Raw genomic sequence first — 25,325 nt, forward strand, 5'->3', positions numbered from 1 at the left:
AAAGGATATCCGGAAATTGATCCTCCCGGCCAAAACCGGGAGGACACGACTGAGATCGGAGGCTTATTCCGTATCTGCGCTCGACAGCGTTTCTAGCGTCGGCATGGAAGTGATGTTGTAGCCAGCATCGACAAAATGGACTTCGCCAGTCACGCCTGCTGCCAGATCCGACAGGAGGTAGAGCGACGACGAACCGACCTGGTCGATGGTGACAGACTTACGCAGCGGCGCATTGCGCTGGTTCCAAGAGAGGATGGCACGGGCGTCGGAAATGCCGGCGCCAGCAAGCGTGCGGATCGGGCCGGCGGAAACGGCGTTGACGCGGATGCCGCGCGGGCCGTAATCCGCAGCGAGATAGCGGACGGAGGCCTCGAGAGCCGCCTTGGCAACACCCATGACGTTATAGTTCGGAATGACGCGCGTCGAGCCGTTATAGGTCAGCGTCAGCATGCTGCCGCCTTCCGTCATCAGTTCGGCGGCGCGCCTGGCGATCTCGGTGAAGGAGAAGCAGGAAATCACCATGGTGCGGGTGAAATTCTCCCGCGTGGTGTTGGCATAGAGCCCCTTCAGCTCGTTCTTGTCGGAAAAGCCGATGGCGTGGACGATGAAATCCAGCTTGCCCCAGCGCTCCTTGATGGCGTCGAAGACGGCATCGACCGAAGCGAGATCCTCGACATCGCAAGGCAGTAGGAAATCCGAGCCGACTTCGGCTGCGAGCGGCTTGACGCGCTTGCCGAGCGCTTCGCCCTGAAAGGTGAAAGCCAGTTCAGCGCCTTCGGCGGCCAGTGCCTTTGAAATACCCCAGGCAATCGAATGGTTGTTTGCGACGCCCATGATGAGGCCGCGCTTACCCTGCATAATTCCCGTCATTGCCTTATCCGTTATAGCGCTGGAATACGAGCGTGGCGTTGGTGCCGCCGAAGCCGAAGGAGTTCGAAAGAGCGATATCGAACTTGGCATTATCGATACGCTTGCGCACGATCGGCACGCCTTCGAATTCCGGATCGAGTTCGGTGATATGGGCGCTTTCGCCGATGAAGCGCTCCTGCATCATCAGGATCGAGTAGATCGATTCCTGAACGCCCGCTGCGCCGAGCGAATGGCCCGTCAGCGACTTGGTCGACTGGATCGGCGGGATCTTGTCGCCGAAGACTTCGCGGATCGCGCCGATTTCCTTGCTGTCGCCCACCGGCGTCGATGTGCCGTGGGTGTTGATGTAATCGATATCGCCCTTCACGGTGGCGAGCGCCTGGCGCATGCAGCGCACGGCACCTTCGCCTGACGGCGCGACCATGTCGTAACCGTCCGAGGTAGCGCCATAGCCGATGATTTCGGCATAGATCTTGGCGCCGCGTGCCTTGGCATGCTCAAGCTCTTCCAGAACCAGCACGCCGGCGCCGCCGGCGATGACGAAGCCGTCACGCTTGGCGTCATAGGCGCGCGAGGCGGTTTCCGGATGGTTCTCATTGAAGTCCGACGACATGGCGCCCATGGCGTCGAAGAGGTTCGACATGGTCCAGTCGAGATCCTCGTGGCCGCCGGCGAACATGACGTCCTGCTTGCCCCACTGGATCATTTCGGCAGCATTGCCGATGCAGTGCGCCGAGGTCGAGCAGGCAGACGAGATGGAGTAATTGACGCCGTGGATCTTGAACCAAGTCGCAAGCGTGGCCGAGGCCGTCGACGACATCGACTTTGGCACGGCGAAGGGGCCGATGCGCTTCGGGCTGTTGTTCTTGCGGGTGATGTCGGCAGCCTCAATCAGCGTGCGGGTCGACGGGCCGCCGGAGCCCATGATGATGCCGGTGCGCTCGTTGGTGATATCGCTTTCCTCAAGGCCGCTATCGGCGATCGCCTGCTTCATGGCGACGTGGTTCCAGGCACCGCCCTGCGACAGGAAGCGCATGGCGCGGCGATCCACCAGGTCGGTCGTATCGATCTTAGGCGCGCCCCAGACCTGGCATTTGAAGCCATGCTCGGCGAAATCGGGGGAGAAGGAAATACCGGATTTGGCGTCGCGCAGCGAGGCGGTCACTTCTTGAGCATTGTTTCCAATCGAAGAGACAATACCCAGACCCGTAACAACTACCCGTCTCATGTCGATGACCTTTTCTAAAACATCTGTCTTTGTGGAGGCGGCGGTGCCGCAGTTCAGGCAACCTTGTCCTTGGACAGGCCCACGCGCAGGTCCGTCGCCTGATAAATGGTCTCGCCATCGGCCTTCAGCCAGCCGTCGGCGGTGCCGAGGACGAGGCGGCCGCGCATGACGCGCTTGAAGTCGATGCCGTATTCGAGAAGCTTCGTGTCCGGACGAACCATGCCCTTGAACTTCACTTCGCCAGTGGAAAGCGCCATGCCGCGGCCGGGCTCGCCGAGCCAGCCGAGGAAGAAGCCGGTCAGCTGCCACATGCCGTCGAGGCCGAGGCAGCCCGGCATGATGGGATTGCCGGCAAAATGGCAGGGGAAGTACCAATCATCGGGACGCACGTCGTATTCGGCGCGAATATAGCCTTTGTCGAAGGCTCCGCCCGTTTCGGAAATATCTGTAATGCGATGGACCATCAGCATCGGTGGCAGGGGAAGCTGTGCGTTGCCCGGGCCGAACAGTTCGCCGCGGCCACAGGACAGGATTTCCTCGTAATTGAAGCTGGATTGTCTCGTCGTCATAAAAATTCCGTTTCCCCCGCATGAATGCCGATGGATGTGAAGCTTTAGTGCAAGATCGACAGAAAATGAAGCGTAACCATCACACTCTCATTCAGCCGTTCGATCGAACACAGTAGCTCCTATGTGGTGGTCGCATACAGGAACGCCAGAGCTGCTACCAGTGCCAAATGCGGCAAAAGCCCGATTTTTCCGGCTTTTGAGCACCTTCCCACCCCATGGAAACTATTGAAAGCAATCAAGGCAAAAGTTATATGGCTTAGTAAAGAATTATAGAGATCAGGAATCCGGAGTCCCTGAATGGCGGAAGAAGCCGAAATCGCGATCGAAACCAGGCTGCGCAATGTCGGCCTGAGACCGACCCGACAGCGGATCGCACTGGGAGACCTCCTCTTCGCCAAGGGCGACCGGCATCTGACGGTGGAAGAACTGCACGAGGAAGCCGTTGCCGCCGGCGTTCCGGTTTCGCTCGCGACCGTCTACAACACGCTGCATCAATTTACCGAGGCGGGCCTGATCCGCGTGCTCGCCGTCGAAAGCACCAAGACTTACTTCGACACCAACGTCTCCGACCACCATCACTTTTTCGTGGAAGGCCACAACGAAGTGCTGGATATCCCGATCAGCAACCTGACGATCGACAATCTGCCCGAACCGCCGCAGGGCATGGAAATCGCCCATGTCGACGTGGTGATCCGCCTGCGCCGTAAGCAGAGGCAATAGGAAATAGAATTGTTTCATAGCGTCCCGCTATTGCCCACTGCCTAATTCCTGATGCCTCGCGTCTACATCACATCGTCCGGATGCCGGCCTGGCTTGTGGTGATAGGTCGGAAAGGTCCAGCCGAACCAGAGCGCGCCGCCGCGCACCGCGAAGGCCGCGATCACGCCCAATCCCGCAGAGACATAAAGCGGCAGCGTCGTCGCATTGGCGGCGGTGAAGACGCCGGCGCCGACGATTGAGGCCGTCACATAGATTTCCGGGCGCAGCAGGACCGAAGGTTCATTCGCAAGCAGATCGCGCAGGATGCCGCCGAAGGTTGCCGTCAGCGCGCCGGTGACGATCGCAACGGTGGGCGAGCCCGTGGCTGCCATACCCTTGGCCGCTCCCATCACGCAGTAGGCCGATAGCCCCACGGCATCGAGCCAGATGAGCAGCCGATAGCGCGATTCGAAGAGATGAGCGGTGAAGAAGACCAGAACGCCGACCATGGCGCAGATGATGATATAGGTCGGGTTCAGCACCCAGAAGACCGGCACCCGGCCCAGAACGATATCGCGCAACGTGCCGCCGCCGATACCGGTGACGGCCGCCAGGAACAGGAAGCCGATCAGATCGAGCTGCTTGCGCGAAGCCGCGAGCGCGCCGGTTGCGGCAAAAAGGGCGACGCCGGCATAATCAAGAAACGAGAGAAGCGACATCGAAAACTCCAACGGGAGGCCGGCAATTTTTCCGAAATGAATCACGACGGCAAGGGCCGCGCAAGCAGGCGCGTGCAAAGATGTCGCAGCGGCTGCGGCTACTATCGTGGCCGTAACGGCGCTTCGAAAAGGAATCCCCCGTGAAATCCCTGCTGATCGTAATCCTCAACCTCTTCGCTCTCGTGATCATGCCTGCCGTGGCCGAGGCGCAGCAATCGATCCTGCAGGACCCTGTGGCCTTCGAGAAGGATCACTTCACCAAAAGCTGCGACGGCCAGGTGAGCTTCGGCGATCATTTCGCTACCCAGCAGGACATCAACAACGACAAGCTGATGGATATCGTCATTAATGAGGGCGAGATCACCTGCAAGGGCGAAAAAGGCCCCTACTGCACGGACGAAGGCTGCCCCTACAATTTCTACGTCCAAGTGGCCGAGGGCGGCTATCTGCTCGTCGCCACGGCGAAGATCTACGGCTACGATTTCATCCAGCGTTTCGGCAACATGGTGCTGGTCATGAAAATGCATCCGCGCTTCTGCGACCGCAAGGATGGCGAAGCCGCTTGCGAAATCACCGTCAGGGTGCGCGGCGTCAAATTCGTCACCATATCTCAGAAATAGAATTTGCGGTGCGTGCACGTCATCCGGCCCGGACATGTGGCGACGGTCCGGCCACATAATATTATGGTCCGGGATAGAGTGCCGAGGTCCGGCCGACCGCGTAATAGCCGACCAGACCGACCCATTCGCGCAGGCCCGTCGCCAGCAGTTGGGCATTGCGTGATGGCTGGGTAAAATCGAGGCCGAGGCTTTCCTTGCCGGTGCTGCGATAATCGACCGGCCAAGGCACGACATCGATGCCCTGTTTGCGGAAGATGCCCATCGAGCGCGGCATATGGAAGCCCGAGGTGATGAGCAGGCAATTCGAAAGACCGTTCTGCGCCAGCAGCTCCTTCGTATTGACCGCATTCTCAAAGGTTGTGCGTGAAGTCTTGTCCTCGACCATGCGGCTTGTCGGAATGCCGAGTGCAGTGAAGAAGCGTTCGGAAATCACGGCATCGCCCTCATAGGTGCCGCCGATCGAGCCATCGCCGCCCGAGATCACGATGCGTGACTGCGGGTATTTCTGCGCGAGACGCAGCGCTTCTATCAGCCGATCGCCGGCCGAATCAAGCTCATAGCCGCCGCGCGCCGTCGTCACTTCGTTTTGCGTGGCGCCGCCGAGAACGATCATGCATTTGAGATCGGCGGGATCGGCTGCGGGGTGCGGAAAACGCTCTTCCAGCGTCTGAACAACATAAGCGCCGGCCGTCGTATACAGCGAGACGAACAGGATCAGCGCCGACAAGAGCGCCGAGGTGATGACGGTAGCGCGCCAGCGCAGCAGTGCGGCGATAAATGCCAGCAGGACAAACAGGAAGGCCAGCGACAGCGGCTGACCGAAAATCCAGACAAGTTTCGAAAAAACGAACACGGCACATCCTTACGCTTGTCGGCAAAACGATTCGTTTTCCTCCCTAGCAGATTTTGTGCGCTGCAATGCGGCTATTTCGCTCGCCGCGCCGTCGGGCGGTCACAGTCAACCGCTGGCTGAAGCGGCACTGCAGTGGGCGAGGGATAAACAGAGTGATGAGCGCGACTATTGAAACCAGCCAAAGCGCCCGGCGCCAAAGGTGAAGGCGAGGAAAGCTCCGATGACGGCGCATGATATCATGCCGCTCCAGGGCACGATCAGCACCCTCGCGGCAAGATTCCGGTCGCCCAGCAGAAAGCGGCCAAATCGCGAGAGCCCGCCGATCCGCCGCATGGCCGAAATCCTCTGCTTGTCTCTTAGAGCAACCTTTTCCTTGCAAATGCTCTGCCAGAATGAGTATTTGTCAGGAAAGGCAGAATACCAGAGGAGAAACCACGGCATGAACTTTGCGGTGTGGGTTGACTTACCAGCATTGTGGTCGGCGAGCCGCTGCTTAAGGTCCGAAGTCGATCCGGTATGTTGCTGGTCGGGAAAATCAGCGTTTTGAAGGATGTAAACGTACCACATCCGCCCCTCACTCAATTGGCGTCCGGTGTAACGACTCAGGCGCAGACCTATGTCTTGAGAGCCGTTCGTCATCTCGAATCCCACGCGAAAAGCTATGCCGCCAATTTCGGTGCGGTCGTTAACTGAGAAGATCTCAAAAACGCCCGCAAGGCCACCAAGAATGAGCCAGGGCAAGCTTGCCGATCGAGCGAGCGTCAGTTGGGATACGGTATGCTATTGGGAGCGCAAGGCCTGTGTATCCCTCAGAGAGTGGGGACCCAGACAGATCTTGGGCGTTCTTTGGCCTGACGGTCTTTTCGAAGACCGCGTCTCAATAGGCGACCACAACGCGCGCGCAGGGGGATGGGGTGATATCAACGGCGCTCGTGGCCAAGCAATCGACGATTATGTGGAACGAGTGCTTGCGGCTGATCGCTAGAGAGCCGCAGATCGCGGGAACGCTCGTCGAGCAAGATTACGAGTGATATGCGAAGCAAAAACCTGAAAGGGTTGCCCTTGTCGCAACAAGAGCGAACCCGGAAAGCTCAGGTGCAAATTCCATGGCGGCAAGAGCACCGGCGCTCGCACACCAGAAGGTATTACCCGCATTGTCGAAGCGCAGCAAAGGCGTTGGGCTCGATACCGCGCCGAAATGCCTCGTTTACAAAAGTAGTGAAGAGTAGCAAACGCTGGTTCGAAGCCTGGAGAGCGCCGTGCCCAAAACCAGACATAGACAGCCTTTTGGGGTGTTACGCTTTGATGGTTTTCCTGACGCCATAGCGACTTATGCCGGCACGTTCGATCGGCCAAGAGAACCTGACAAAACCTGACATCGCCAGCGCGATTTCTACAGCGCTTGTTGGTAAATGTTGGTGTCGCTGCCGTGATTTCCGCTTTTACGGGGTTAAAATTCAAATGAGCTGCTTTTTCAGCCAGTTGCAAGCATTTTAGCGGGTCTAAAATAGAAAGAAATAGATGAAGTTACCTCAAGCTCGCGCCAACTTGAAAAACCTAAGTCGCAATTTTGTCGGGCCGACATATAGGGCGATTTGCTATCGCGTCGAGGTATACCAGTCAGCTCGAAAAGTGCTTGAATTTCCTTGTAGTTATCGAGCCATTGCAATGGAGATGGGATACCGATCAATCGAATTTCGATGTGAATTGAATGAGGTGAGAACGAAACTAATTTTCGTCAAGAAGGCCGCTCAGAAGGTCCCATTCGGTTATTCTCCGTCGATTATCCAAATCTGCTAAGGTAACCTGGCCGTATTCAAAAACTTCAATGTCTATTGTTACGCCTGCGATACCATCAATATGGATTACCGGGTTGGGTAGTTCGAAAACCGCCTTAAACACCTCGATCGCAAAGTCTTGAGCATCAATGGAGCGAACGAGAATATCCAGCTGAAAATTATATGGACCGTCCTCGTCATCAGGGTCCCAATTTCCATAGATTATCTCGACTTGTTCGTGAAGTGGGCTGCCTTGAAAGTTGCTCATCAGTACATCGCCGACTTTTGCCTGAAAATCTCCTGCTTTCAGCCTGAGAACAAGTTCCGTCGGAAGCGCGCTTCGATTGTAAAACCGAGCCACCCAATTTGCGATGCGAACAGAATCCTCCCTTGAGCAGGAAGGGCCGTCTGGAGCAAATGTCAACAGTTTTTCCCGTGGAAACGTATATCGCTGATAGATGTCAAGCAAATACGGGATTGCTTTGCCGTTCTCCTGCAGTTCTACCAAGAACCTTCGCGCATTCGCCCCCTTTGCCTCAGGCGACCTGGGATTGAATTTAGCAGTATTCTTGGTTGCTACTATCAGCTCTACAGTGGGATCTCGGTGCAAAGGCGCGCTTACAACCGAGCATGATTGGGTTAACACGAGAAATATTGCACCCTCGGGAAGCCCAAGGGTGCTACCAATTTCGGCATTTGGATAAAAGCTAGCGCATTGCTGCCATCCAGCGTCTTGAAGCTGCTTTGCTTCTCCCTCAAACGACGACATGCGTAACTCGCCCCGATCCCATGCCCTTAAATGAGATCAGACGCGGTCGAAAGTCGCCTCGGGAGAATCATCCACGAAGCCATTTCTTGCGGCCGCTGTGTTGGCGCCTTGAGTTTTTCTGCGAACTTCAGCCGCTCGTAGATTTTCGATCGATGAATGCAAGAATCCAAGTTGCTTCTGTACGGCGTTGATGTCGATGGCAGCATGCGAGAAGATCGATTCCAGACTTTCGCCATCACGATTCTTCGAGCGCCAGACGCGATACATCAGATTAAAGTCAGCACTGAAACGCTTCTTTAGCAGCGGATATACCGCCGATACCCGCTCCTCGCGATCTATATGAGGCTTCGTGGCACCATCCAGCCATGAATACACGGTCTTACGCTCAACGCCTGCGAAATGGGCGATCGATGCCACCGGAAATCCATTGGCCTTCATCTCGACGACCATTTCCACTAAACCGATGTGGTGTTCAGCAACATCAGCTTCGGAAGAATTACGCCATGGCGTCGTGTTGCCGTGCTCAGGTGTCGCGACACGCTGACGCTCGACGTATGCCGCCGCCGGGGATGCGACACTGACGGCGACGAGAAGCCCGTAAACGACTGCGGGACCGCTCAGGATAATGACATTTGTATTGTTAATTATCTTTTTCATTGATCCAATCCCCAAACTTTCATCGCATGGTCAGTCGCGATTTTTTTGAAGATATCACTAATTGGTTTCCTCAGGCTGAATAGATTGTGCCGAATGTCAATCTTTTCAATCTCTGCTGGTGGCGAATAAATTGTGGCATGATCAATGTCAACGGTAACGAAATCGCCTTTCGGTAGCTCCCATGTCCAGCCGCTATCTGCAAACATTGGCGAAAGCAAATCCGTTGGAATCACCGTTTTCGGATTCAAGAAAACCTGCAGACGTAGATTACCGACATCACTCTTCATCCCAAGGATATTAACGCCTTCATTAACTGCCAAGCCATCAATTTCTAAGCCAACCGGTAATTTGGCTTTCATGTAATCCAGCAATGTTTCGTCGGCACCAGGAACAATCAGATCGACATACCGCAGTGCTACCGCCTCGACATATCGCAAATGGTTTCCCTCAACGCTACGCGCGGCATCTACGATATGCATGAGCTGGCCAAGAAAATTCTCATGGTTGTCGTATGCGGTCGTGTGAAGTCCCACTAGACCCTGATTCACAAGCAAACCGCTTTTTCGGTCTGCATCAAGGAACTGCCACAACGAAACCTCTTGAGGCTGAACATCTATCCCCTTTTCTCCGATCTGAATGCTAAGCTCGGTAACCCGAGAATTGCTTCCAAACGGATATTTTGGATCAAGAGCCGTTTTCAGAGCCCCGGCAAATTTATCAAGATCAGCTACGGGGGGAAAACGGACAACGCCTAGCACATATTGAACGGGAGCATTTTTCGCTGCTACCATCGGTGTCTTCCCTTTGATGTGTCACCCCAGTATACACAAAAGTAAACACATGCAAGGCTTTGACCAGGGGGCTTGCCCCGAGATTGTAAAATAAATCCGTCCGCGCTTCGCGTGTTCACTCGCGAAGCTGCTAAATAGCAACACCATTCCCCCCATTACTTCGTCTTTAAGAATTGAGAAAATCGATTTGGGAATCGGAACTATGGGGTTTTGAATCGACTTCGATCACGAAGGAATTTTCCACAGAATGCTCCATAGCCGGTCACGCCCCTGTGGATGTTAGACGACGCGCAACTGTGAAAACAGCGAACGTTCGCCAGGCCGCGCAAAGCTCGGTAGCCGTTGCTCCGTATCCAGAACCGAACCGGCGGAGCCCATGCCATGACGATACCTTTTGCCAACCATCAATTTTCGAATTCAACAGTGACAGACGACCGCGAGCAATTGGTCGCCAATGTAGCCAAAATGGTTGAGGCGCTTCAGCCGACGTATCGGCAGGACAAGGTCATTGAATTGGGGCAGCAACTTGCGGCCGCCAGACGGCGCCACAACGAGCTTGACGAAAAGTCCCTAGATCTGCCTGACAGCAACCGTTGGGCGTCCAGCATATTCGACGATGCTATGAACCACGAGTATGATCGAGAATGGACTCTCCGCCAATCGTTGTCATTTGAGAGAGCCGAGAGCTGTGCCGGCGCGGCAATTCAAGTGGCAGAATGCCTTATCGCCCTCGACTGTATTTGGGACCAGTTCCCCAGTGAAAGCGAGACATTCACTGTTAAACAGGACTATCGCAGGCTGAATCGCCTGCTCTTTTCCGTGCTTCGCTTCCTGAAGCAAGAAGCCGCCCCTGAACTTGTTGGCTGCATAGAAGATAGGTTCTGCGACCCTTGGCTTTCGGCAGAGGAAGCAGTCGCCCAGCGTGAGACTTGGCTGGAGAAGCATGAGGCAGAGCGTCAAGCGCGCATCGTTCAACGCAGCGCGGCGCGGTAACTCATGTTCGTCAAGACGCCCGGCTCAGCCTCCACTTCCGGGGGCGCCGTCGCCGTCTTTGAATTCCGGATATTGGATTGTCTCGGACTCGTTGGTGTCGACCGGCTGTCTTGTCGCAGTAATGAGGCGGACGCCGGGACGTCCATGGTTTAAGAATTCTACGCCCATACCTTCAAGGATGCGCTGCACGATCTGAACATTCGCGGCGCGTCCCGCTATCGGACCGCCGGCGGCGCTCTCCATATTGCGTATGGTGTTAACATTGAAGCCTGCTCTCTCGGCAAGTTCCTTTTGTTCAATTTCCGCTAATATTCGTGCGGCCTTGAGCTGATTTCCAGTCGTAAGCATTAGAAAATTACCTCTGAGGATTATAAAACTAGTTATATCACCTAATTATCATTTGACAAGTCTAGTTATCAGAACTAGGTTACTAGCCATAGTTAATACGTAACCGCAATTAACGGAGACTTAGCATATGCCGAGCGCCATCGTTCAGGCTGCCGCCGAAGGCATGCCAAAATTCAACCGTGCCGCCATCATGGCAGAAGCATGGGCGATTTACGGCCGCGAAACGCTGACCAGCCGCCCGACGTTCGCAAGGGATCGTCGCAAGCTCTTTGCGCATTGTCTCCGCACGGCGTGGGCATGGGCGAAGCGACGTGTTGCCGACAGCCTGAAGACCCTCCAGCAGCGCGCCGCCCAACGTGTGCAGGAACTCACGCTCGAACTCATGCGGATCGACGCCCGGCCCTGGAAAATGTCCACCCTGGCAGACCGCCGAACACTTCAAGCCGAAATCGATGTCCTCCAAGCGGGGGCGATCCAATGACTTTCACAAGGAGACCAACATGAACGCTACCACGACCGCAATTTCGCCAGACACATCTCCAGCCGCGCGCACATTGCGGCAGCTTGCAGCGCTTTTAAAGAGCGGTAACGTCCGCAGCGCGTTGGAGTTGACCGAGGATATGTTGCTTGAGGCCTACGGCCAACACGATTTGAGCGTCTCAGACGCGGAGGTAAATCCGAAGATGCCCCAGATGCCAGCCGACAACTTCCATGCCCTCATCATCGCACTTAACGAGGCCACCGCCGAGTTCAATGCAGGTGAAAACTCCTTCGAGGATCCCGCGCTCTTCTCGGCAATGGATCGTGCGCTGAAAGCGGTCGAGGCCACAAAACTGGCGGCAACTACCTACGAGAGCGCAATCTGCGCCCTTCGTTTAGCCGAAACCGAACTTGAGAACTTCGCCGATTCTGAACTTGTAAAGCCCTTGGTGAAGGGTGCACTCGCCTATTTCGACTCGGTCAACCGTGGGATCGATGTGGATGATGAGGCTATGGGCGAACCTCTTCGTGTAGCCGTACTCGGCCATCTCGAAGGGAATGGCGCCAGTGCTGATATCTCGGCAATGTTTGCTCGGTGGATTGAAGTTCGAAGATACAGTTGCGGAAATCACTCGGAAGATGAGCACGAGGAAAATTACAAGAACTATCGCGAGCTTCAAGTGCGCATTGTCGGCGCGCACCCCACCACTTCGGAGGATGTGGCAATGCAATTCGTTGTAGACACCGACGAAGGCGACAGCGATTCGAGCAAGATATTTCGCAAGAAAATGTTCGCGCTCGCCGGCGTTCTTTACCCGGATCGCCAGGACTGAACATGATCGCCTCCCCTTCGACTCTACAATTCCGCCGTGCTGTCGTGGAAACTTGGATCGAGCGGCTTATCGCGCTGCTCGACGAACTGGACGGCGACGAGAATATGGAACCCTATCTTGCAGGCACCTGGCCGGATTGCCCGATTTCGCAAATTGACCTTGAGGAGGATGACGAGCGTGAAACAGATCCCGCAGAATATGGGATTGCAGACGAAGGCGCCCTTGCGGAGCAAGCGCCTAAGTACGATCGAGACCTGAACTCGGCGCTATTCGCCGTCTGAACACGAAAATTCGAATTCATCGCTGCCAATGCGAAAGGAACGAGAACCCAAGCTTCTTTTGAATTAAATCAAAGGATATCAAAAAGCCGGAGGCGCAATTATTATTTTTTCCGCGCCGTTGGTTTCTTTGCTCTTGGAGAGCGCGGACGTTTCGGCTTTGGAATGGCATTGTAGTTTTCATTGATGCCGAGTTGCCGGCGCAGTTCCCTCTCACGTTTCTCGGCTTCTTGTCGATCGATCTCGCCCCAATATTCGTCTTCATCCTTCCGTGCGCGCAGAGCGGCGTTATCAAGCTCGGTCGGGCGCCGCTTGAGAGCAATGATTGCCCATCCTGGGCCAGGATGGCTTTGGAAGAAATATCGATGCGCCACTCGATAAAAGCCGACCCCGGAAACGGCAATCATGAGCCAGGGGCGCGATCGGGTAGAGCTGACATTGATGCGCCCTCGGTACGGCGCTGCTTAGATTGAGTACGAAAAAAATTTGCCATCATCGTAGTCATAACATTCGATCGAATTGCCTTCGACTGTGATTTCAAAATGCCTGCCCAGATCATAGTCATAGCCGGAGTATTTCCCGCCTCCGTCCGGATTAAGTTCGATGTGCCTGCCTACTCCGTAATGAAACAGGTCGGGCAAGCTTCCACCGAAGTGACAGCTGTTCGCGTAGTCGAACCCATCAACTTCTGTGCCCCTGACCGATACGCTGACGCTGATATGCTTCGATCGCGAGTAATCGTAGACGGAGGAAATTTCCTGTCGATGTGCATGCGCGGCAGCCATGGCCACGACTGCGACCCGAACATGGGGTTTCATTTTCGCTCCTCCTGATTGAATGCCATTAAGCTAATCAAACGCGTGGCGTGTTGGCAAGGTGATAATGACCTCATTCATCACAGGAGATGCCGCGCTGCGGCTCCCGGTGTGAGCCTCATTATAATCCCCTCCGTCCTGACGACTGCGGGAAGTGGGCCATTCTGGCCTAAAGTCCGATGGTTTTTTTTGCCGCATCTGTCGCTATCGAGACAACAATGTCACGAATGCCTTTGCCAACGACAGGACCTGCTTTCGAGAGTAGCTTCTTAATTCGAGCGGCCGCGACCGCTGTCTGTGGTGTATCTGCTGTCAGTGCGAGAAAGCTTTGCTTTGCTCGCTCTAGCTCTGCTGGTTCGATATTTTCGATCTCGTCGGCCAGATCTCTTGCCGCTGCCACGGCGCGCTCTATCCAAGGGAAAGGCTTCCCGCATGCGTGGCAATAGGAAGGTGGGACCCATTCCTGCATGCTTATGAAACCGTCAACGTGATACCATCCACGTATATTGGCGTCGCAATGCTGGCATTTGTGGATTGTTGCCTCACCGCATTCCGAGCAGAAGGCAGCTCTGAGTGCTTGCTGCCCTTCGAAATTAGAAGTGATCTCGTGCCCATTAAGACAAACCTGCCCGACTTGATAATAACCCATGTCTGCTGCCTTGGATTGAAATACGATCAAAACTAATCAACCGTGCTGGTGCTTCTAAATCAAGCAGTTTGTGCAGCTCCACACACTTCAGCTCGATCGGCATAACTGCTGGTAGGCTTTTCATTTGGAGAGTGAGATGAGCACCGGGTGCCGGGTACATTAATGGTTAGCGACAGATATGCCGGTACCATCGTCCATTAAGCGGAAATAGGCTTCTGCATAAGCCATATTCAAATCGGTATATAGATTATAGACTTCTTGCCATTGGTAGCCTGGCACCACACCCGTCTCTTCGGTGCTAAAAGGGGCTACATTGAGGGCATGAGGCGGCGCGGCGAAATTGAAGTAAGACCAGAGGACTGTTACCTCATAGTCTTGGAACGAAACCGACATAGAGTTAGTCGGATGTTCCTCGTCCGTAGGGAATCTGTTGCCCCCTGCTGAAAGAATAACCATAAAGCGCAACTGATCTCGCTCGGGATTGAAGTCTCCAAAAGAGAGTACCTTGTCGGTAGTCTTGGGTAGCTCATGTCGATCGCCGCTGAGATCACCGCAGACTTTGAAAAGAATGGGAACGAAAAGACCTGCTTTTATACCGGTTGTTACAAGAACTTTTCCTGCCTCAGCATTCCCCTCCTCCAGGACAAGCCGGCGCGTTATCGTATTAGTGTCCCGGCCTGGATTCGCATGTATCGAAAGGTGCTGTTCGGCAGAGACGTATTTGCTCGGATCTGCGGGTTTGACCAACTCGTCGAAGGTTGTGGCGAAGCGGCTTCGCCCTCCTCCACGGAAGTGGAGATTTAAATCTGTAACGGATTTGTCGCCGCTATTTTTAACTTGGCGAATGCTGAACAATTGCTTGGACTGGCCATTCGCACCAACCGCAAACCTGACTTTCAATAAATCCCCTCCGACATGTTGCACGGCATGAGAGTGGCTGAACTTGAAACGACAATCAACGCAATTCCAACCAGCCGATCAGAAGGTGAGGGGAAATGAACCAGCAAGACATCGAAGATTGGGAAAACGAGCTTACGGCAAAGCAGCGTGCTTTCGTCCGTGAGTATTTGATTGATCTCAATGCCACGCAGGCTTCCATCCGCGCAGGCTATAGTGCCAAAACCGCCGCAGAGCAATCAAGCCGCCTGTTAAGAAATGTTAAGGTAGCTGCCGCTATTTCAGCGGCCCAGAAATTGAGGGCTCAGCGCACCGATATTACCGCTTAATCGTGTCGCATATAGCTCTTCGTGCCTTCGTGGGTCATGCAATAGCGGCCGCCGCGAGGGCCGGTGCAATATTTGCCGCTGTCGCAGGAGCAGTCGCCAGTTTCCGTCGGGGCCATTTCGGTAGATCCTGATCCCATGAGACCTGCGGCCATCCCGAGGCCGCCCGTATAGGCTGGGCAGGATTTCTTGCTACCGCTGACAGACCCGTCGTTGCAGACGAAAGTGTTGCCCTGGCAATGGTTGATGCCGCCCTTATGACCGCTGCAAGGTGTGTTCTGCGCCCATAAGGATGCCGGTACCACCAAGAATGCCGCAGCCAGAACGATAGGTAGATTTCGCATTGCTCCTCCCACGGATGAGCGACAATGCAATGGGCGCCACAAATTGGCAATGAGACTTGAAATCCTTGCAGCCCAAAATCTCGGGCGATACTCGCATGTCTAGAGTTGCGCCTGAATCGGTATATTACCCCTCTCTTTTAAGTAAATGTCTACCGTTGACTGTATTAGCAACTGTGTCATTCTCGTATTGGGGGCGTGCAATACATAAGAGATAGAGGGGAAATCTTGATGAGATATGCGTTGCAGGCACTTGTCTGCACGGCAGTGATGTCGTGCGCCGGTTGTGGTGAAACTACCTTTGGTACGCTCAGTTCTGCAGGGATTCCGAAAGGCGCTACAGTACTGCCGTTGGCCTATTATCTTCCCCGAGGAGAAATAGCCTTCTCGGTAAAAGTGGGTGATAACGGCAAAAGCATCGAATACTCATCAGATCGAGTTGTCGCGAATGTACCCGATCACAGGGCTCCCGAATTGCAGCTTTGGAAAAAACATTTGGCTCTCAGTACGGAAGATTTCGACGTAGCAGTTAGCCCATCAAGCCAATTGCTAACAAAGGTCTCTTCTGCATACACCCCGCAGGTCAATGAAGCCCTCACCCAGCTCAATAGCAATTTAAAGCAGATTTCCGCATTGAAGACCGCAGTTGCAGCTGTTCAGGGAGGAACCGGCGTCGAAGAATACCACTTGGGGCAGGGAAAAGAGGACTTGCCTTGTAAAGGGGTAGAGATAGCAGCGCAAATTCCGGTCGAACCGCGAAAAATGAGCGCTGTGACTTCTATTCCTATCAGCACGTCACCCGGCTGCACAATTTCGGTGAATGCTTCCGTGGAGCCGGTAACGGAGAGCATAACGAGGCCGGAGACGGTCTCGCTGAAGCAACTTGAGCAAAAATGCTCCAATGCGGTCTGCGTCCGATTGCCTAGGCGCTATAAGGTATCAATCGCTGTCACGGCCACGGGCTTAAATGCGCCGGTTCCGAAAATCCCGCCATTTGAAGTTTCTGCGCCCGATACCGATACGATTGAGGCCATCAGATTTCCGTCGGGTGGCATAGCCGCCAAATCCCTGACACTCAATCTAACGGACGGAGTGCTTCAGGAATATGCGGGCAAGACGGATAGTATTGCCGTCGACGTGCTGGCGCTTTCTGCAACTGCTCTCGCCACGGCAACGGCGGTGGTAGAGCTGAATTAACCTCGCATAGGGCGTCGTTTTCGAAAGGAAGCACTGATCCGCTGAGAATGGGGCCCAGGCATTAATGCGCCCTCGGAAGGATTAACATTCATCGAAATGCGAATCTCCCGCCTTGAGTTAGCGGGAGAGCAATTAACCATGTCAAATTTATTTTACGCGCCTGATTCCATCTAGCGCCCGCGAATGTTATCATTCACGGGCGCTGGTAGATGGATGACGCGCTCGACAGGATTCGAACCTGCGACCCCCGGAGTAGCAATCTGGTGCTCTATCCAACTGAGCTACGAGCGCATAGGCTTTCAGCCAAGCGTCTGAACGGGGGGTCGAATACCCGTTCAGACGCGAAAGCGTTCGCCTGTATGACTATTATCCTACTTTAGATCTCCCTACGCAAGTCACTGACCCGACTCATCAGTTCGATAGGCATCTTCGTGTCGAGAGGAATCTCCTCCTAAGTCGTCCGAAGTCACATATTCCACACCGTCGATCGTATAACGGCCATAACCGACGCGACGCATATGGCCTTTCCGCGTCAGGTAACCGATAGCATTGTAAACTTCTTTGGGGCTTGCCTGCAGGCCAGCATCCCGCACCGCTTCTTTAACAGCGTCTACGGTAACTTCTTGCTGTCGTTGGACGAATCTCACTACAACGCCCAAAACGTCGCCGGCCCGCTCTACAGGAATTGGCTTCACGAATTCAGCCACGCTGCCGAGAATAGCTTCCCGGTCTTCCTGCGAAACATTTTCCAACAGCGCCTTGATCTGTTCGGCGATGGTCTGGGAATCAGCGTCCAAACGGTCGCCAGATCCGCTCGTGTGCTTTGGGGATAACTTCGTCACGTGTGCCATAGACCAGAGTATGACACGAATCCTACTGAGGAGTCGAATCGAATCGGGTCCGAAATCAATCGGCCTAATTTCTGACGTTCTGGATAGCGGCGTCGGGGGCCTAGAACTGCATATGCAGGATCCAAAAGCGCTACCACGGCGTGTGAATTTCGAGACGTCAGACAAGCATCTCGCCGTTACCGCGAAAAGATGGATCTAAGGGCCGCTGCGCATGAATTCGTAGTTCGCGCTTCCCTGGTGCTTCCCCATCGATTTTCATTGCCCAGAAACGCGCGATTCAGTTCTGTAATATAATGAATTATAAGAGGAAATTTGGTGGAGCTAAGCGGGATCGAACCGCTGACCTCTTGCATGCCATGCAAGCGCTCTCCCAGCTGAGCTATAGCCCCATCAAGATGGTGCCGTTTGACCGGCCCTGGGTCCCTTCCGAGCGCTTCGCCCGTCGGGGTGGCGGCTTATTACTTGTGGTTTTCACAGATAGCAAGCCGAAAAATTCGGCCCGGGAAATTTTTTCTTTCACCGGGCCGACTGTCTTTCAGATCAGACGTCGTCTTCGTCGCCGGTGACGCCGATGATGTCGCTCATGTCGTCATCGTCTTCGTCTTCGTCTGCTTCGAGGAAGGTATCGTCGTCATCGTCGCCGATTTCGACGTCGTCATCGCCGATATCCGGAATGTCGTCGCCGCCCGCAGCGTCGTCGGCATCCTCGAGCGAGACCAGCTCGACTTCCGTGTTTTCGGTATCGACTTCGGCCACTTCGTCTTCTTCCGGAACTTCCTTGGAAGCGGAGGTTTCTTCGAAGAAGGACAAGGGCCAGGACTTGCCGGTATAGGGCGAGACCACCGGATCCCGGTTCAGGTCATAGAACTTCTTGCCGGTATCGGGGTCGGTACGTTTTGTTCCAAGTTCCGCTTTCGCCACTGTCAAAGCCTCATGAATGGCCGAATGAAAATTCGGCAATGCCGGGGAAGCCGGCGTTTTAAGGGAAATATCAGCCGGTCCCCTTAATCGTTGCGGCCGTTTCTGTCAAAGCTAAACTTCAAGCCGCCTCGCACGTGCTTTTTGCGCATGGCGGGATGACTGGGGAACGGGCCTGTGCTAACCAGCTGGCGTGAACCGCAGAACATCTGGCGCAAGAGCAACGCAGCCAGCACAGAATGCGGATGGAATATCGGCATCGCAAAGGAATTGCCCATGCCGCGCGATACCCTTCCCCAACCAGCCGTGGCACGACGCTCGGCCGGCCTTTCCGGCACGATACGCATTCCCAGCGACAAATCCATTTCCCATCGCTCCCTCATGTTCGGCGGCCTTGCCGCAGGCGAAACCCGTATCACCGGCCTGCTCGAAGGCGAGGATGTGTTGAATACCGGCAAGGCCATGCAGGCTTTAGGCGCCACAATCCGCAAGATCGACGACGAATGGATTGTCCGCGGAACCGGCAATGGCGGGCTACTGGCCCCGGAGACACCGCTCGATTTCGGCAATGCCGGCACCGGTTGCCGCCTCACCATGGGCTTGGTCGGCTCCTACGATTTCAAAACAACCTTCGTCGGCGATGCTTCGCTGTCGAAACGGCCGATGGGCCGCATTCTCGATCCGCTGCGCCGCATGGGAACGCAGGTCAGCGCCGCTACGGGCGACCGGCTGCCCGTCTCCCTGCATGGGCCAGGTGTAGCGAGCCCGCTGACCTATCGCGTACCGATGGCTTCGGCGCAGGTCAAATCGGCGGTGCTGCTGGCGGGCCTCAATGCGCCCGGCATGACAACAGTCATCGAACCGGTCATGACCCGCGACCACACGGAAAAAATGCTGGCCGGTTTTGGCGCAGCGCTTTCGGTCGAGAGCGATGCGGCGGGCGTCCGCACCATTCGCCTTGAGGGTCAGGGCAAGCTCACCGGCCAGACGATCGATGTCCCCGGCGATCCCTCCTCCGCGGCCTTCCCGCTGGTGGCGGCATTGATCGTGCCCGGCTCCGACATAACCATCCGCAACGTGTTGATGAACCCGACGCGCACCGGCCTCATCCTGACGCTGCAGGAGATGGGCGCGGATATCGAGATGCTCGACCGACGCATGACGGGCGGCGAGGATGTCGCCGATCTCCGCGTGCGCTCCTCTGCGCTCAAGGGCGTCACCGTGCCGGCCGAGCGCGCGCCGTCGATGATCGACGAATATCCCGTGCTGGCCGTCGCGGCTACTTTTGCAGAAGGCACGACCATCATGCAGGGGCTGGACGAGCTTCGGGTGAAAGAATCCGACCGGCTTTCGGCCGTCGCCGAGGGCTTGAAGCTCAACGGTGTCGACTGCATCGAAGGCATAGATATGCTGACGGTTCAAGGCAGGCCTGACGGCAAGGGTCTCGGCAACGCCGGCGGTGCCAAAGTGAGTACCCATCTCGATCACCGCATCGCCATGAGTTTTCTCGTCATGGGACTTGCGAGCGAACATCCTGTCACGATCGATGATTCCGCCATGATCGCCACCAGCTTTCCGGATTTTTTTGCTATGATAACAAGATTGGGCGCGACGATCGAAACTTAAGCCCGGTAGACCGTGCCATTGGCCATTCGAAGCCTTGTCACACAGGGTTTCCCGGCAGGGTTCCCTGGGAATGGCACAGCAAACGGACCGACGCCATGTATCAGCCGCCCCATCACCGCGAAGACGCTCTCGACACGCAGCACCAGCTGATCCGCGCGCATCCGCTGGGGCTGCTCATCACGGCTGGTGACGGCGGGCTGATCGCCAATGCCGTGCCATTTCACCTGAATGCCGAGCTCTCGCCGAAGGGAACGCTGCAGGCGCATGTTGCCAGGGCGAACAGCCAGTGGAAGGAGATTGCGGCCGGCGCACCCGTGCTCGTCGTCTTCCAGGGCGCCGATACCTATATCACGCCCTCTTGGTATGCGACAAAGCGGGAGACCGGCAAAGTGGTGCCGACCTGGAACTATGCGATCGTGCAGGTGCGCGGGAGCGCGCGAACAATCGACGACCCCGCCTGGCTGCGCGCGCAGATCGGCGCGTTGACCGGCGAGAACGAGAGCGATCGTGCGCAGCCCTGGGCGGTGGAAGATGCGCCGCCAGAGTTCATTGCCGCCCAGCTGAAGGGCATTGTCGGCATCGAAATCGACATCGAGACGATTGACGGCAAATGGAAGGTGAGCCAGAACCGGCCGCTGGCTGACCGACAGGGCGTGGCCGAAGGTCTTGGCGCAATCGATCGAACAGATGCCGCCGAGATGGCCGATCTGGTGCGTCGCTACAGCAAAAAACGAGATATCGGGTAGGGACGGAAGAAGACATGATCATCGCCATCGACGGACCAGCGGCTGCCGGTAAGGGAACTCTGGCACGTCGGATCGCCGAGGCCTATGGCTATCATCATCTCGATACCGGCCTCACCTATCGCGCCACCGCCAAGGCCCTGCTCGATGCCGGACTGCCGCTCGACGACGAAGCAATTGCCGAAGGCATGGCGCGCAAGGTCGATCTCGCCGGGCTCGATCGAGCCATTCTATCCCGGCACGAGATCGGCGAGGCCGCATCGAAGATCGCCGTCATGCCGGCCGTGGGCCGCGCTCTGGTCGAAGCGCAGCGCCGTTTTGCGCAGAAGAAGCCGGGCGCCGTGCTCGACGGCCGTGATATCGGCACCGTGGTCTGCCCGGATGCGCCGGTAAAACTCTATGTGACGGCTTCGGTCGAAGTCCGGGCGAAGCGGCGCTACGAAGAGATCATCGAGGCCGGCGGCAGTGCCGATTACGATGCCATTTTCGAGGATGTGAAGCGGCGCGACAAGCGCGACATGGGCCGCACCGACAGCCCTTTGAAACCAGCTGAAGAGGCGTACTTGCTAGATACCTCAGAAATGAGTATAGAAGCGGCGTTTCAGACGGCAAAATCGATCATCGACGCTGCTCTGAGCCGAAATGCCTGAAAATTTGAGCGGCTTTCGCGCGCCTCGCGCCGGAAACTGCCGATTTCAAGATAGCCTGACATTCCGTCCAAGCGCCGGATAGCTTCCTTAAGGGAGGCGGACTGGGGTCAGGCCTGTTCAACGCGAACCACCGGCGCATCAGTGTCCAGATTGCATGATCGGGACACGCCAGGAGATTTTATGTCTGTAACTTCCCCCTCTCGCGAAGATTTCGCGGCCCTTCTTGAAGAATCCTTTGCCAAGAACGATCTGGCTGAAGGCTATGTCACCAAGGGCATCATCACCGCCATCGAAAAGGATGTCGCCGTTGTAGACGTCGGCCTCAAGGTCGAAGGCCGCATCGCGCTGAAGGAATTCGGTGCACGCGCCAAGGACGGCACGCTCAAGGTTGGCGATGAAGTCGAAGTCTATGTCGAGCGTATCGAAAACGCGCTTGGCGAAGCCGTTCTCTCGCGCGAAAAGGCTCGCCGCGAAGAAAGCTGGATCAAGCTCGAAGCCAAGTTCGAAGCTGGCGAGCGCGTTGAAGGCGTCATCTTCAACCAGGTCAAGGGCGGCTTCACCGTCGATCTCGACGGCGCTATCGCCTTCCTGCCGCGTTCGCAGGTCGACATCCGTCCGATCCGCGACGTCACCCCGCTGATGCACAACCCGCAGCCCTTCGAAATCCTCAAGATGGACAAGCGCCGCGGCAACATCGTCGTTTCGCGTCGTACGGTTCTGGAAGAGTCCCGTGCCGAGCAGCGTTCTGAAATCGTTCAGAACCTCGAAGAAGGCCAGGTTGTTGACGGCGTCGTCAAGAACATCACCGATTACGGTGCGTTCGTTGACCTCGGCGGCATCGACGGCCTGCTGCACGTCACCGACATGGCATGGCGCCGTGTGAACCATCCGTCGGAAATCCTGTCCATCGGCCAGCAGGTCAAGGTACAGATCATCCGCATCAACCAGGAAACCCACCGTATCTCGCTTGGCATGAAGCAGCTCGAGAGCGATCCGTGGGATGGCATCCAGGCCAAGTATCCGGAAGGCAAGAAGATCTCCGGTACGGTCACGAACATCACCGACTACGGTGCGTTCGTCGAGCTGGAGCCGGGCATCGAAGGCCTGATCCACATCTCGGAAATGTCCTGGACCAAGAAGAACGTTCACCCCGGCAAGATCCTGTCCACGAGCCAGGAAGTCGAAGTCGTCGTTCTCGAAGTCGATCCGACCAAGCGTCGTATCTCGCTCGGCCTGAAGCAGACGCTGGAAAATCCGTGGGCAGCATTCGCCCGCAACCATCCGGCTGGCACCGAAGTCGAAGGCGAAGTCAAGAACAAGACCGAATTCGGCCTGTTCATCGGCCTCGACGGCGATGTGGACGGCATGGTTCACCTCTCCGACCTCGACTGGAATCGTCCGGGCGAGCAGGTCATCGAAGAGTACAACAAGGGTGACGTCGTCAAGGCTGTCGTTCTCGACGTCGACGTCGAGAAGGAACGCATCTCGCTCGGCATCAAGCAGCTCGGCAAGGACTCGGTTGGTGAAGCTGCTGCTTCCGGCGACCTGCGCAAGAATGCAGTCGTTTCCTGCGAAGTCATCGCAGTCAACGACGGCGGCATCGAAGTGAAGCTCGTCAACCACGAAGACATCACCTCGTTCATCCGCCGCGCCGATCTGTCGCGTGACCGTGACGAACAGCGTCCGGAGCGTTTCTCGGTTGGTCAGGTTGTCGACGCTCGCGTCACCAACTTCTCCAAGAAGGACCGCAAGATCATGCTGTCGATCAAGGCTCTGGAAATCGCAGAAGAGAAGGAAGCCGTTGCTCAGTTCGGTTCTTCCGACTCGGGCGCTTCGCTCGGCGACATCCTGGGTGCGGCTCTGAAGAACCGCAACGCCGAATAATCCTCGGTCGAAGCCTGAAAACAAAAAACCCGCCGGAGCGATCCGGCGGGTTTTTCTTTGTCCGTTCTGCGACGTCTGCGCCTGCTATTCCATTTTGGCGCTTTATTCCCAGGTCACCATGCGCCGATAGAAATCGAAGGCGTGGTCTTGAAGCGGGTCGCGCAGAGGCTGCGGCAAGGCAACGAGTTCCGGTCTGACGTTATCGTCCTCCGCAGAGGCCGGGCCAGCTTCCGCTTCGTCGGATGCCTCGCCCTCTGCCTGTGCCGACGATTCCTCTGCATGGGCCTGCTCTTCATCCTGATCTTGCGGGTTCTCCTCGTCCTGAGCTTGTCCGCCCTCCTCATCGCCGACGGGATCGACGCGATTGAGCAGCTTCGATTCGCTATTCTTGGCGGAAGTGTCGACCGGCAAATAGTTAGCCACGACGAAGGGAACGCCGAGTGGCAGGGGCGCCGACATCGTCGCCTGCTCCGCAGCCTCATATACCGCCACCGGCGTTGCAGGCGACGTCTGCAACGGCGGCTTGCCGGAAGCGATGGGAAGAGCACCGGATGTTTCGGGCCCTTCCGCCAATGACGCCGGCAGGGCCGCCACTGCGACCGGGCGATTGGAGCCTTCGTTAACGATCGGCGGCTGCGTTGACGATGCCTGCGTCGCGCTATTGCCGGTCAACGCCTGGGCGATGATCTTCTCCACGGAAGAGGAGGGATTGTTGATGATCTGCAAAAGGTCGGGATCGGCCGCCATGGCGGGCGGACTGATGACGACCTGCAGGCCCTGTTTGATGTCGGCTTCTATCTGCTGGATATCGCGCGGCACCGGCGGCGGCGTCAGCGGCGACCGGATCAATGCAATTTCGGTCGGGAGGTCGACTTCGGCTGCGATTGCCGTCAGCAGCGCGCTTGCAGTCAGATCATCGACAAGAGAAGCGAGTACGGAAGGCTGGACAGTGGCGGCCGCCGTAGCGGCAGGCGTGGCTTGCGGGGCGGCGGGGCCGTTTTGCGCGACGGTCTGCGCTTGGGTCGGCTGTGCTTGGGCCGCTTGTGCGGAAGCCGGCGCGGGTTGAGATTGTGCGGGGATGCCCACTTGCGGCGTCTGCTGCTCCGCAGGTGCTGGCTGCGCGGCGGGCTGGGCCGTCGCCGGTGTAGCCACAGCAGGCGCAGGTGTCGGGATAGCGGAAGCCGGTTCGTCTGCAGCAGCGGCGAGCGCCGTTGCCACGGCGGCTAGCTCGGCCGCCTTCTGCAGCGGGGCTGATACGGGTGTCTGGGAGGCTGGCGTTTCCACTTGGCCGGCATTCTGCCCATAGGAATTGACGACTGCCTTCAGCACGGCATCCGGCTCGGCTACCGACGTCTGTTCAAGGCTGAGAGCCAGCTGCACCGCCTGCGGACTTTCCGGGTCCTGCAACGCCGCTGCCAGAACCGGCAATGGCACCGGCGTCCTCATCTGCCCATCCATACGCTGCTGCGCGGTGGCGAGCTGTGGCGGCGTCAGGCTGCGGATTGCGGCGGCAACACGCTGGGCATAGGCGGCATTGCTTTCGCCCGGCTCACGGGAAACATTCACCACCTTGCTGGCGGCATCGATCGCGGAAAGCAGACTGTCGAGCATGCGTTCGCGAGCCGCGACCAGCAGCATGTTCAGCTTGCCCTCGACGCTGGCATTAACGGTACTCGACAGAACGGCGAGCGGCGTTGCCGTCGTCTGAAGCCCGGAGGTCTCGGCCGTTGCGGCGATCGGCTTCTCAATGGATACACCCACAGCGGACACGGCACCAACGGGAAGCAACATGACATGCTCCTTTGTCTGGCAAGGCGACGATGGAAGCGGGAAGCAGGTTCAATCGAGGTCCGCTCATGCGGCCTGTGGACTTCCTAGCGCCGAGTGGCCGAATTGGCGAGGCGCGAACGCGCAGACCTGGAAATCATCCGCAAAATAGCAGT

General features: G+C 56.6%; 30 protein-coding genes, 2 tRNA genes and 2 pseudogenes. 13 read left to right on the plus strand and 21 right to left on the minus strand.

The genetic code is table 11. From position 1 onward, the window contains the following. Positions 1-63: 63 nt before the first annotated feature. Genes fabI through fabA form a run of 3 tightly spaced genes read right to left on the minus strand, consistent with a single transcriptional unit; the run spans position 64 to position 2,667 of the window. Entirely contained in the window at positions 64-870 is an 807-nt protein-coding gene (fabI, locus tag JJQ51_RS31165; RefSeq protein WP_113354146.1) for an enoyl-ACP reductase FabI, read from the minus strand. 4 nt (positions 871-874) lie between these two features. Continuing rightward, the gene (gene fabB, locus JJQ51_RS31170) at positions 875-2,098 is read right to left on the minus strand and encodes a beta-ketoacyl-ACP synthase I (RefSeq protein WP_112434869.1); all 1,224 of its coding nucleotides are present in this window, start codon (positions 2,096-2,098) and stop codon (positions 875-877) included. Between the two features lie 53 nt (positions 2,099-2,151). Next, positions 2,152-2,667: a 3-hydroxyacyl-[acyl-carrier-protein] dehydratase FabA gene (gene fabA / locus JJQ51_RS31175; protein ID WP_015338264.1), complete on the minus strand. Its 516-nt coding sequence runs from the start codon at positions 2,665-2,667 to the stop codon at positions 2,152-2,154. Between the two features lie 297 nt (positions 2,668-2,964). Between fabA and irrA the strand changes: the two genes are divergently transcribed. Next, the gene (irrA, locus tag JJQ51_RS31180; RefSeq protein ID WP_113332404.1) at positions 2,965-3,387 is read left to right on the plus strand and encodes an iron response transcriptional regulator IrrA; all 423 of its coding nucleotides are present in this window, start codon (positions 2,965-2,967) and stop codon (positions 3,385-3,387) included. 62 nt (positions 3,388-3,449) lie between these two features. On the opposite strand, the gene JJQ51_RS31185 is transcribed toward irrA, so the two are convergent. Next, positions 3,450-4,085 carry a trimeric intracellular cation channel family protein gene (locus JJQ51_RS31185; protein WP_113354148.1) on the minus strand — a complete coding sequence of 212 codons (636 nt, stop codon included), beginning with the start codon at positions 4,083-4,085 and terminating at the stop codon, positions 3,450-3,452. Positions 4,086-4,225: 140 nt separating this feature from the next. On the opposite strand from JJQ51_RS31185, the gene JJQ51_RS31190 reads away from it, so the two are divergent. Continuing rightward, positions 4,226-4,705 carry a hypothetical protein gene (locus JJQ51_RS31190; RefSeq protein WP_113332405.1) on the plus strand — a complete coding sequence of 160 codons (480 nt, stop codon included), beginning with the start codon at positions 4,226-4,228 and terminating at the stop codon, positions 4,703-4,705. 61 nt (positions 4,706-4,766) lie between these two features. Here the strand turns inward: JJQ51_RS31190 and JJQ51_RS31195 are convergent, their stop codons facing one another. The 3 genes and pseudogenes from JJQ51_RS31195 to JJQ51_RS31205 form a co-directional block, all read right to left on the minus strand. Then, complete coding sequence (locus JJQ51_RS31195) at positions 4,767-5,558, minus strand: YdcF family protein (RefSeq protein ID WP_113354150.1); 792 nt, start codon at positions 5,556-5,558, stop codon at positions 4,767-4,769. 165 nt (positions 5,559-5,723) lie between these two features. After that, the gene (locus tag JJQ51_RS31200; protein ID WP_269245723.1) at positions 5,724-5,891 is read right to left on the minus strand and encodes a hypothetical protein; all 168 of its coding nucleotides are present in this window, start codon (positions 5,889-5,891) and stop codon (positions 5,724-5,726) included. Positions 5,892-5,914: 23 nt separating this feature from the next. After that, positions 5,915-6,125, minus strand: a pseudogene (locus JJQ51_RS31205) (GIY-YIG nuclease family protein). A 496-nt stretch (positions 6,126-6,621) separates the two neighbouring features. On the opposite strand from JJQ51_RS31205, the pseudogene JJQ51_RS33010 reads away from it, so the two are divergent. Beyond that, positions 6,622-6,777 (plus strand): annotated as a pseudogene (locus JJQ51_RS33010) (HGGxSTG domain-containing protein); the annotation flags it as partial. 509 nt (positions 6,778-7,286) lie between these two features. Here the strand turns inward: JJQ51_RS33010 and JJQ51_RS31210 are convergent. Genes JJQ51_RS31210 through JJQ51_RS31220 form a run of 3 tightly spaced genes read right to left on the minus strand, consistent with a single transcriptional unit; the run spans position 7,287 to position 9,553 of the window. After that, positions 7,287-8,105: a hypothetical protein gene (locus JJQ51_RS31210; protein ID WP_269245724.1), complete on the minus strand. Its 819-nt coding sequence runs from the start codon at positions 8,103-8,105 to the stop codon at positions 7,287-7,289. Between the two features lie 36 nt (positions 8,106-8,141). Continuing rightward, positions 8,142-8,762, minus strand: a complete 621-nt coding sequence (locus JJQ51_RS31215; RefSeq protein ID WP_269245725.1) for a hypothetical protein — start codon at positions 8,760-8,762, stop codon at positions 8,142-8,144. Continuing rightward, on the minus strand, positions 8,759-9,553 hold the full coding sequence (locus JJQ51_RS31220) for a TIGR04255 family protein (RefSeq protein WP_269245726.1): 795 nt from the start codon (positions 9,551-9,553) through the stop codon (positions 8,759-8,761). Before JJQ51_RS31220 ends, JJQ51_RS31215 begins: the two co-directional genes overlap by 4 nt. Before the next feature lie 381 nt (positions 9,554-9,934). Here JJQ51_RS31220 and JJQ51_RS31225 point away from each other — a divergent pair, with 381 nt between their 5' ends. Then, entirely contained in the window at positions 9,935-10,546 is a 612-nt protein-coding gene (locus tag JJQ51_RS31225) for a hypothetical protein (RefSeq protein ID WP_269245727.1), read from the plus strand. A 24-nt stretch (positions 10,547-10,570) separates the two neighbouring features. Here JJQ51_RS31225 and JJQ51_RS31230 read toward each other — a convergent pair whose 3' ends face one another. Beyond that, a complete protein-coding gene (locus JJQ51_RS31230; RefSeq protein ID WP_331275833.1) occupies positions 10,571-10,894 on the minus strand; it encodes a helix-turn-helix domain-containing protein in 324 nt (107 codons plus the stop codon). A 127-nt stretch (positions 10,895-11,021) separates the two neighbouring features. Between JJQ51_RS31230 and JJQ51_RS31235 the strand changes: the two genes are divergently transcribed. From JJQ51_RS31235 to JJQ51_RS31245, 3 genes are read left to right on the plus strand one after another with little or no spacing between them, the layout of a single operon-like run. Next, positions 11,022-11,375, plus strand: coding sequence for a hypothetical protein (locus tag JJQ51_RS31235; RefSeq protein ID WP_269245728.1), 354 nt, complete (start codon positions 11,022-11,024; stop codon positions 11,373-11,375). A gap of 19 nt (positions 11,376-11,394) precedes the next feature. After that, positions 11,395-12,207 (plus strand): hypothetical protein, encoded by an 813-nt coding sequence (locus JJQ51_RS31240; protein ID WP_269245729.1) that lies wholly within the window; start codon positions 11,395-11,397, stop codon positions 12,205-12,207. Positions 12,208-12,209: 2 nt separating this feature from the next. Continuing rightward, the gene (locus tag JJQ51_RS31245) at positions 12,210-12,488 is read left to right on the plus strand and encodes a hypothetical protein (protein ID WP_269245730.1); all 279 of its coding nucleotides are present in this window, start codon (positions 12,210-12,212) and stop codon (positions 12,486-12,488) included. Between the two features lie 101 nt (positions 12,489-12,589). Here the strand turns inward: JJQ51_RS31245 and JJQ51_RS31250 are convergent, their stop codons facing one another. The 4 genes from JJQ51_RS31250 to JJQ51_RS31265 all read right to left on the minus strand — a co-directional run bounded on the left by JJQ51_RS31250 (position 12,590) and on the right by JJQ51_RS31265 (position 14,849). After that, positions 12,590-12,892, minus strand: coding sequence for a hypothetical protein (locus JJQ51_RS31250; protein ID WP_269245731.1), 303 nt, complete (start codon positions 12,890-12,892; stop codon positions 12,590-12,592). Between the two features lie 57 nt (positions 12,893-12,949). After that, positions 12,950-13,303 (minus strand): hypothetical protein, encoded by a 354-nt coding sequence (locus JJQ51_RS31255; RefSeq protein WP_269245732.1) that lies wholly within the window; start codon positions 13,301-13,303, stop codon positions 12,950-12,952. A gap of 166 nt (positions 13,304-13,469) precedes the next feature. Then, positions 13,470-13,949 (minus strand): DUF2321 domain-containing protein, encoded by a 480-nt coding sequence (locus tag JJQ51_RS31260; RefSeq protein WP_269245733.1) that lies wholly within the window; start codon positions 13,947-13,949, stop codon positions 13,470-13,472. Positions 13,950-14,108: 159 nt separating this feature from the next. Further along, positions 14,109-14,849, minus strand: coding sequence for a hypothetical protein (locus JJQ51_RS31265; protein ID WP_269245734.1), 741 nt, complete (start codon positions 14,847-14,849; stop codon positions 14,109-14,111). A 95-nt stretch (positions 14,850-14,944) separates the two neighbouring features. On the opposite strand from JJQ51_RS31265, the gene JJQ51_RS31270 reads away from it, so the two are divergent. Beyond that, on the plus strand, positions 14,945-15,175 hold the full coding sequence (locus tag JJQ51_RS31270) for a terminase small subunit (RefSeq protein ID WP_269245735.1): 231 nt from the start codon (positions 14,945-14,947) through the stop codon (positions 15,173-15,175). On the opposite strand, the gene JJQ51_RS31275 is transcribed toward JJQ51_RS31270, so the two are convergent. Further along, positions 15,172-15,516: a hypothetical protein gene (locus JJQ51_RS31275; RefSeq protein WP_269245736.1), complete on the minus strand. Its 345-nt coding sequence runs from the start codon at positions 15,514-15,516 to the stop codon at positions 15,172-15,174. The two genes, JJQ51_RS31270 and JJQ51_RS31275, sit on opposite strands and share 4 nt — an antisense overlap. A 228-nt stretch (positions 15,517-15,744) precedes the next feature. On the opposite strand from JJQ51_RS31275, the gene JJQ51_RS31280 reads away from it, so the two are divergent. Then, complete coding sequence (locus JJQ51_RS31280) at positions 15,745-16,710, plus strand: hypothetical protein (RefSeq protein WP_269245737.1); 966 nt, start codon at positions 15,745-15,747, stop codon at positions 16,708-16,710. A gap of 217 nt (positions 16,711-16,927) precedes the next feature. On the opposite strand, the gene JJQ51_RS31285 is transcribed toward JJQ51_RS31280, so the two are convergent. The 4 genes from JJQ51_RS31285 to JJQ51_RS31300 form a co-directional block, all read right to left on the minus strand. Beyond that, a tRNA-Ser gene (locus JJQ51_RS31285) sits at positions 16,928-17,001 on the minus strand. Between the two features lie 104 nt (positions 17,002-17,105). Further along, positions 17,106-17,507 (minus strand): hypothetical protein, encoded by a 402-nt coding sequence (locus JJQ51_RS31290; RefSeq protein ID WP_269245738.1) that lies wholly within the window; start codon positions 17,505-17,507, stop codon positions 17,106-17,108. Positions 17,508-17,874: 367 nt separating this feature from the next. Beyond that, a tRNA-Ala gene (locus tag JJQ51_RS31295) sits at positions 17,875-17,950 on the minus strand. Between the two features lie 151 nt (positions 17,951-18,101). Next, the gene (locus JJQ51_RS31300) at positions 18,102-18,482 is read right to left on the minus strand and encodes a TIGR02300 family protein (RefSeq protein ID WP_095436113.1); all 381 of its coding nucleotides are present in this window, start codon (positions 18,480-18,482) and stop codon (positions 18,102-18,104) included. Positions 18,483-18,755: 273 nt separating this feature from the next. Here JJQ51_RS31300 and aroA point away from each other — a divergent pair, with 273 nt between their 5' ends. From aroA to rpsA, 4 genes are all read left to right on the plus strand, one after another. Continuing rightward, positions 18,756-20,105: a 3-phosphoshikimate 1-carboxyvinyltransferase gene (aroA, locus tag JJQ51_RS31305; protein ID WP_269245739.1), complete on the plus strand. Its 1,350-nt coding sequence runs from the start codon at positions 18,756-18,758 to the stop codon at positions 20,103-20,105. A gap of 95 nt (positions 20,106-20,200) precedes the next feature. After that, positions 20,201-20,851: an FMN-binding negative transcriptional regulator gene (locus tag JJQ51_RS31310; RefSeq protein ID WP_269245740.1), complete on the plus strand. Its 651-nt coding sequence runs from the start codon at positions 20,201-20,203 to the stop codon at positions 20,849-20,851. Between the two features lie 14 nt (positions 20,852-20,865). Beyond that, the gene (gene cmk / locus JJQ51_RS31315; protein WP_269245741.1) at positions 20,866-21,498 is read left to right on the plus strand and encodes a (d)CMP kinase; all 633 of its coding nucleotides are present in this window, start codon (positions 20,866-20,868) and stop codon (positions 21,496-21,498) included. A gap of 180 nt (positions 21,499-21,678) precedes the next feature. Continuing rightward, entirely contained in the window at positions 21,679-23,382 is a 1,704-nt protein-coding gene (rpsA, locus tag JJQ51_RS31320) for a 30S ribosomal protein S1 (RefSeq protein WP_112722941.1), read from the plus strand. Positions 23,383-23,484: 102 nt separating this feature from the next. On the opposite strand, the gene JJQ51_RS31325 is transcribed toward rpsA, so the two are convergent. Beyond that, positions 23,485-25,173, minus strand: coding sequence for a hypothetical protein (locus JJQ51_RS31325; protein WP_269245742.1), 1,689 nt, complete (start codon positions 25,171-25,173; stop codon positions 23,485-23,487). Between the last annotated feature and the right edge of the window lie 152 nt (positions 25,174-25,325).

This window comes from Rhizobium sp. AG207R (assembly GCF_027109195.1).
In the GTDB taxonomy this organism is placed as follows: Bacteria; Pseudomonadota; Alphaproteobacteria; order Rhizobiales; family Rhizobiaceae; genus Rhizobium; species Rhizobium dioscoreae.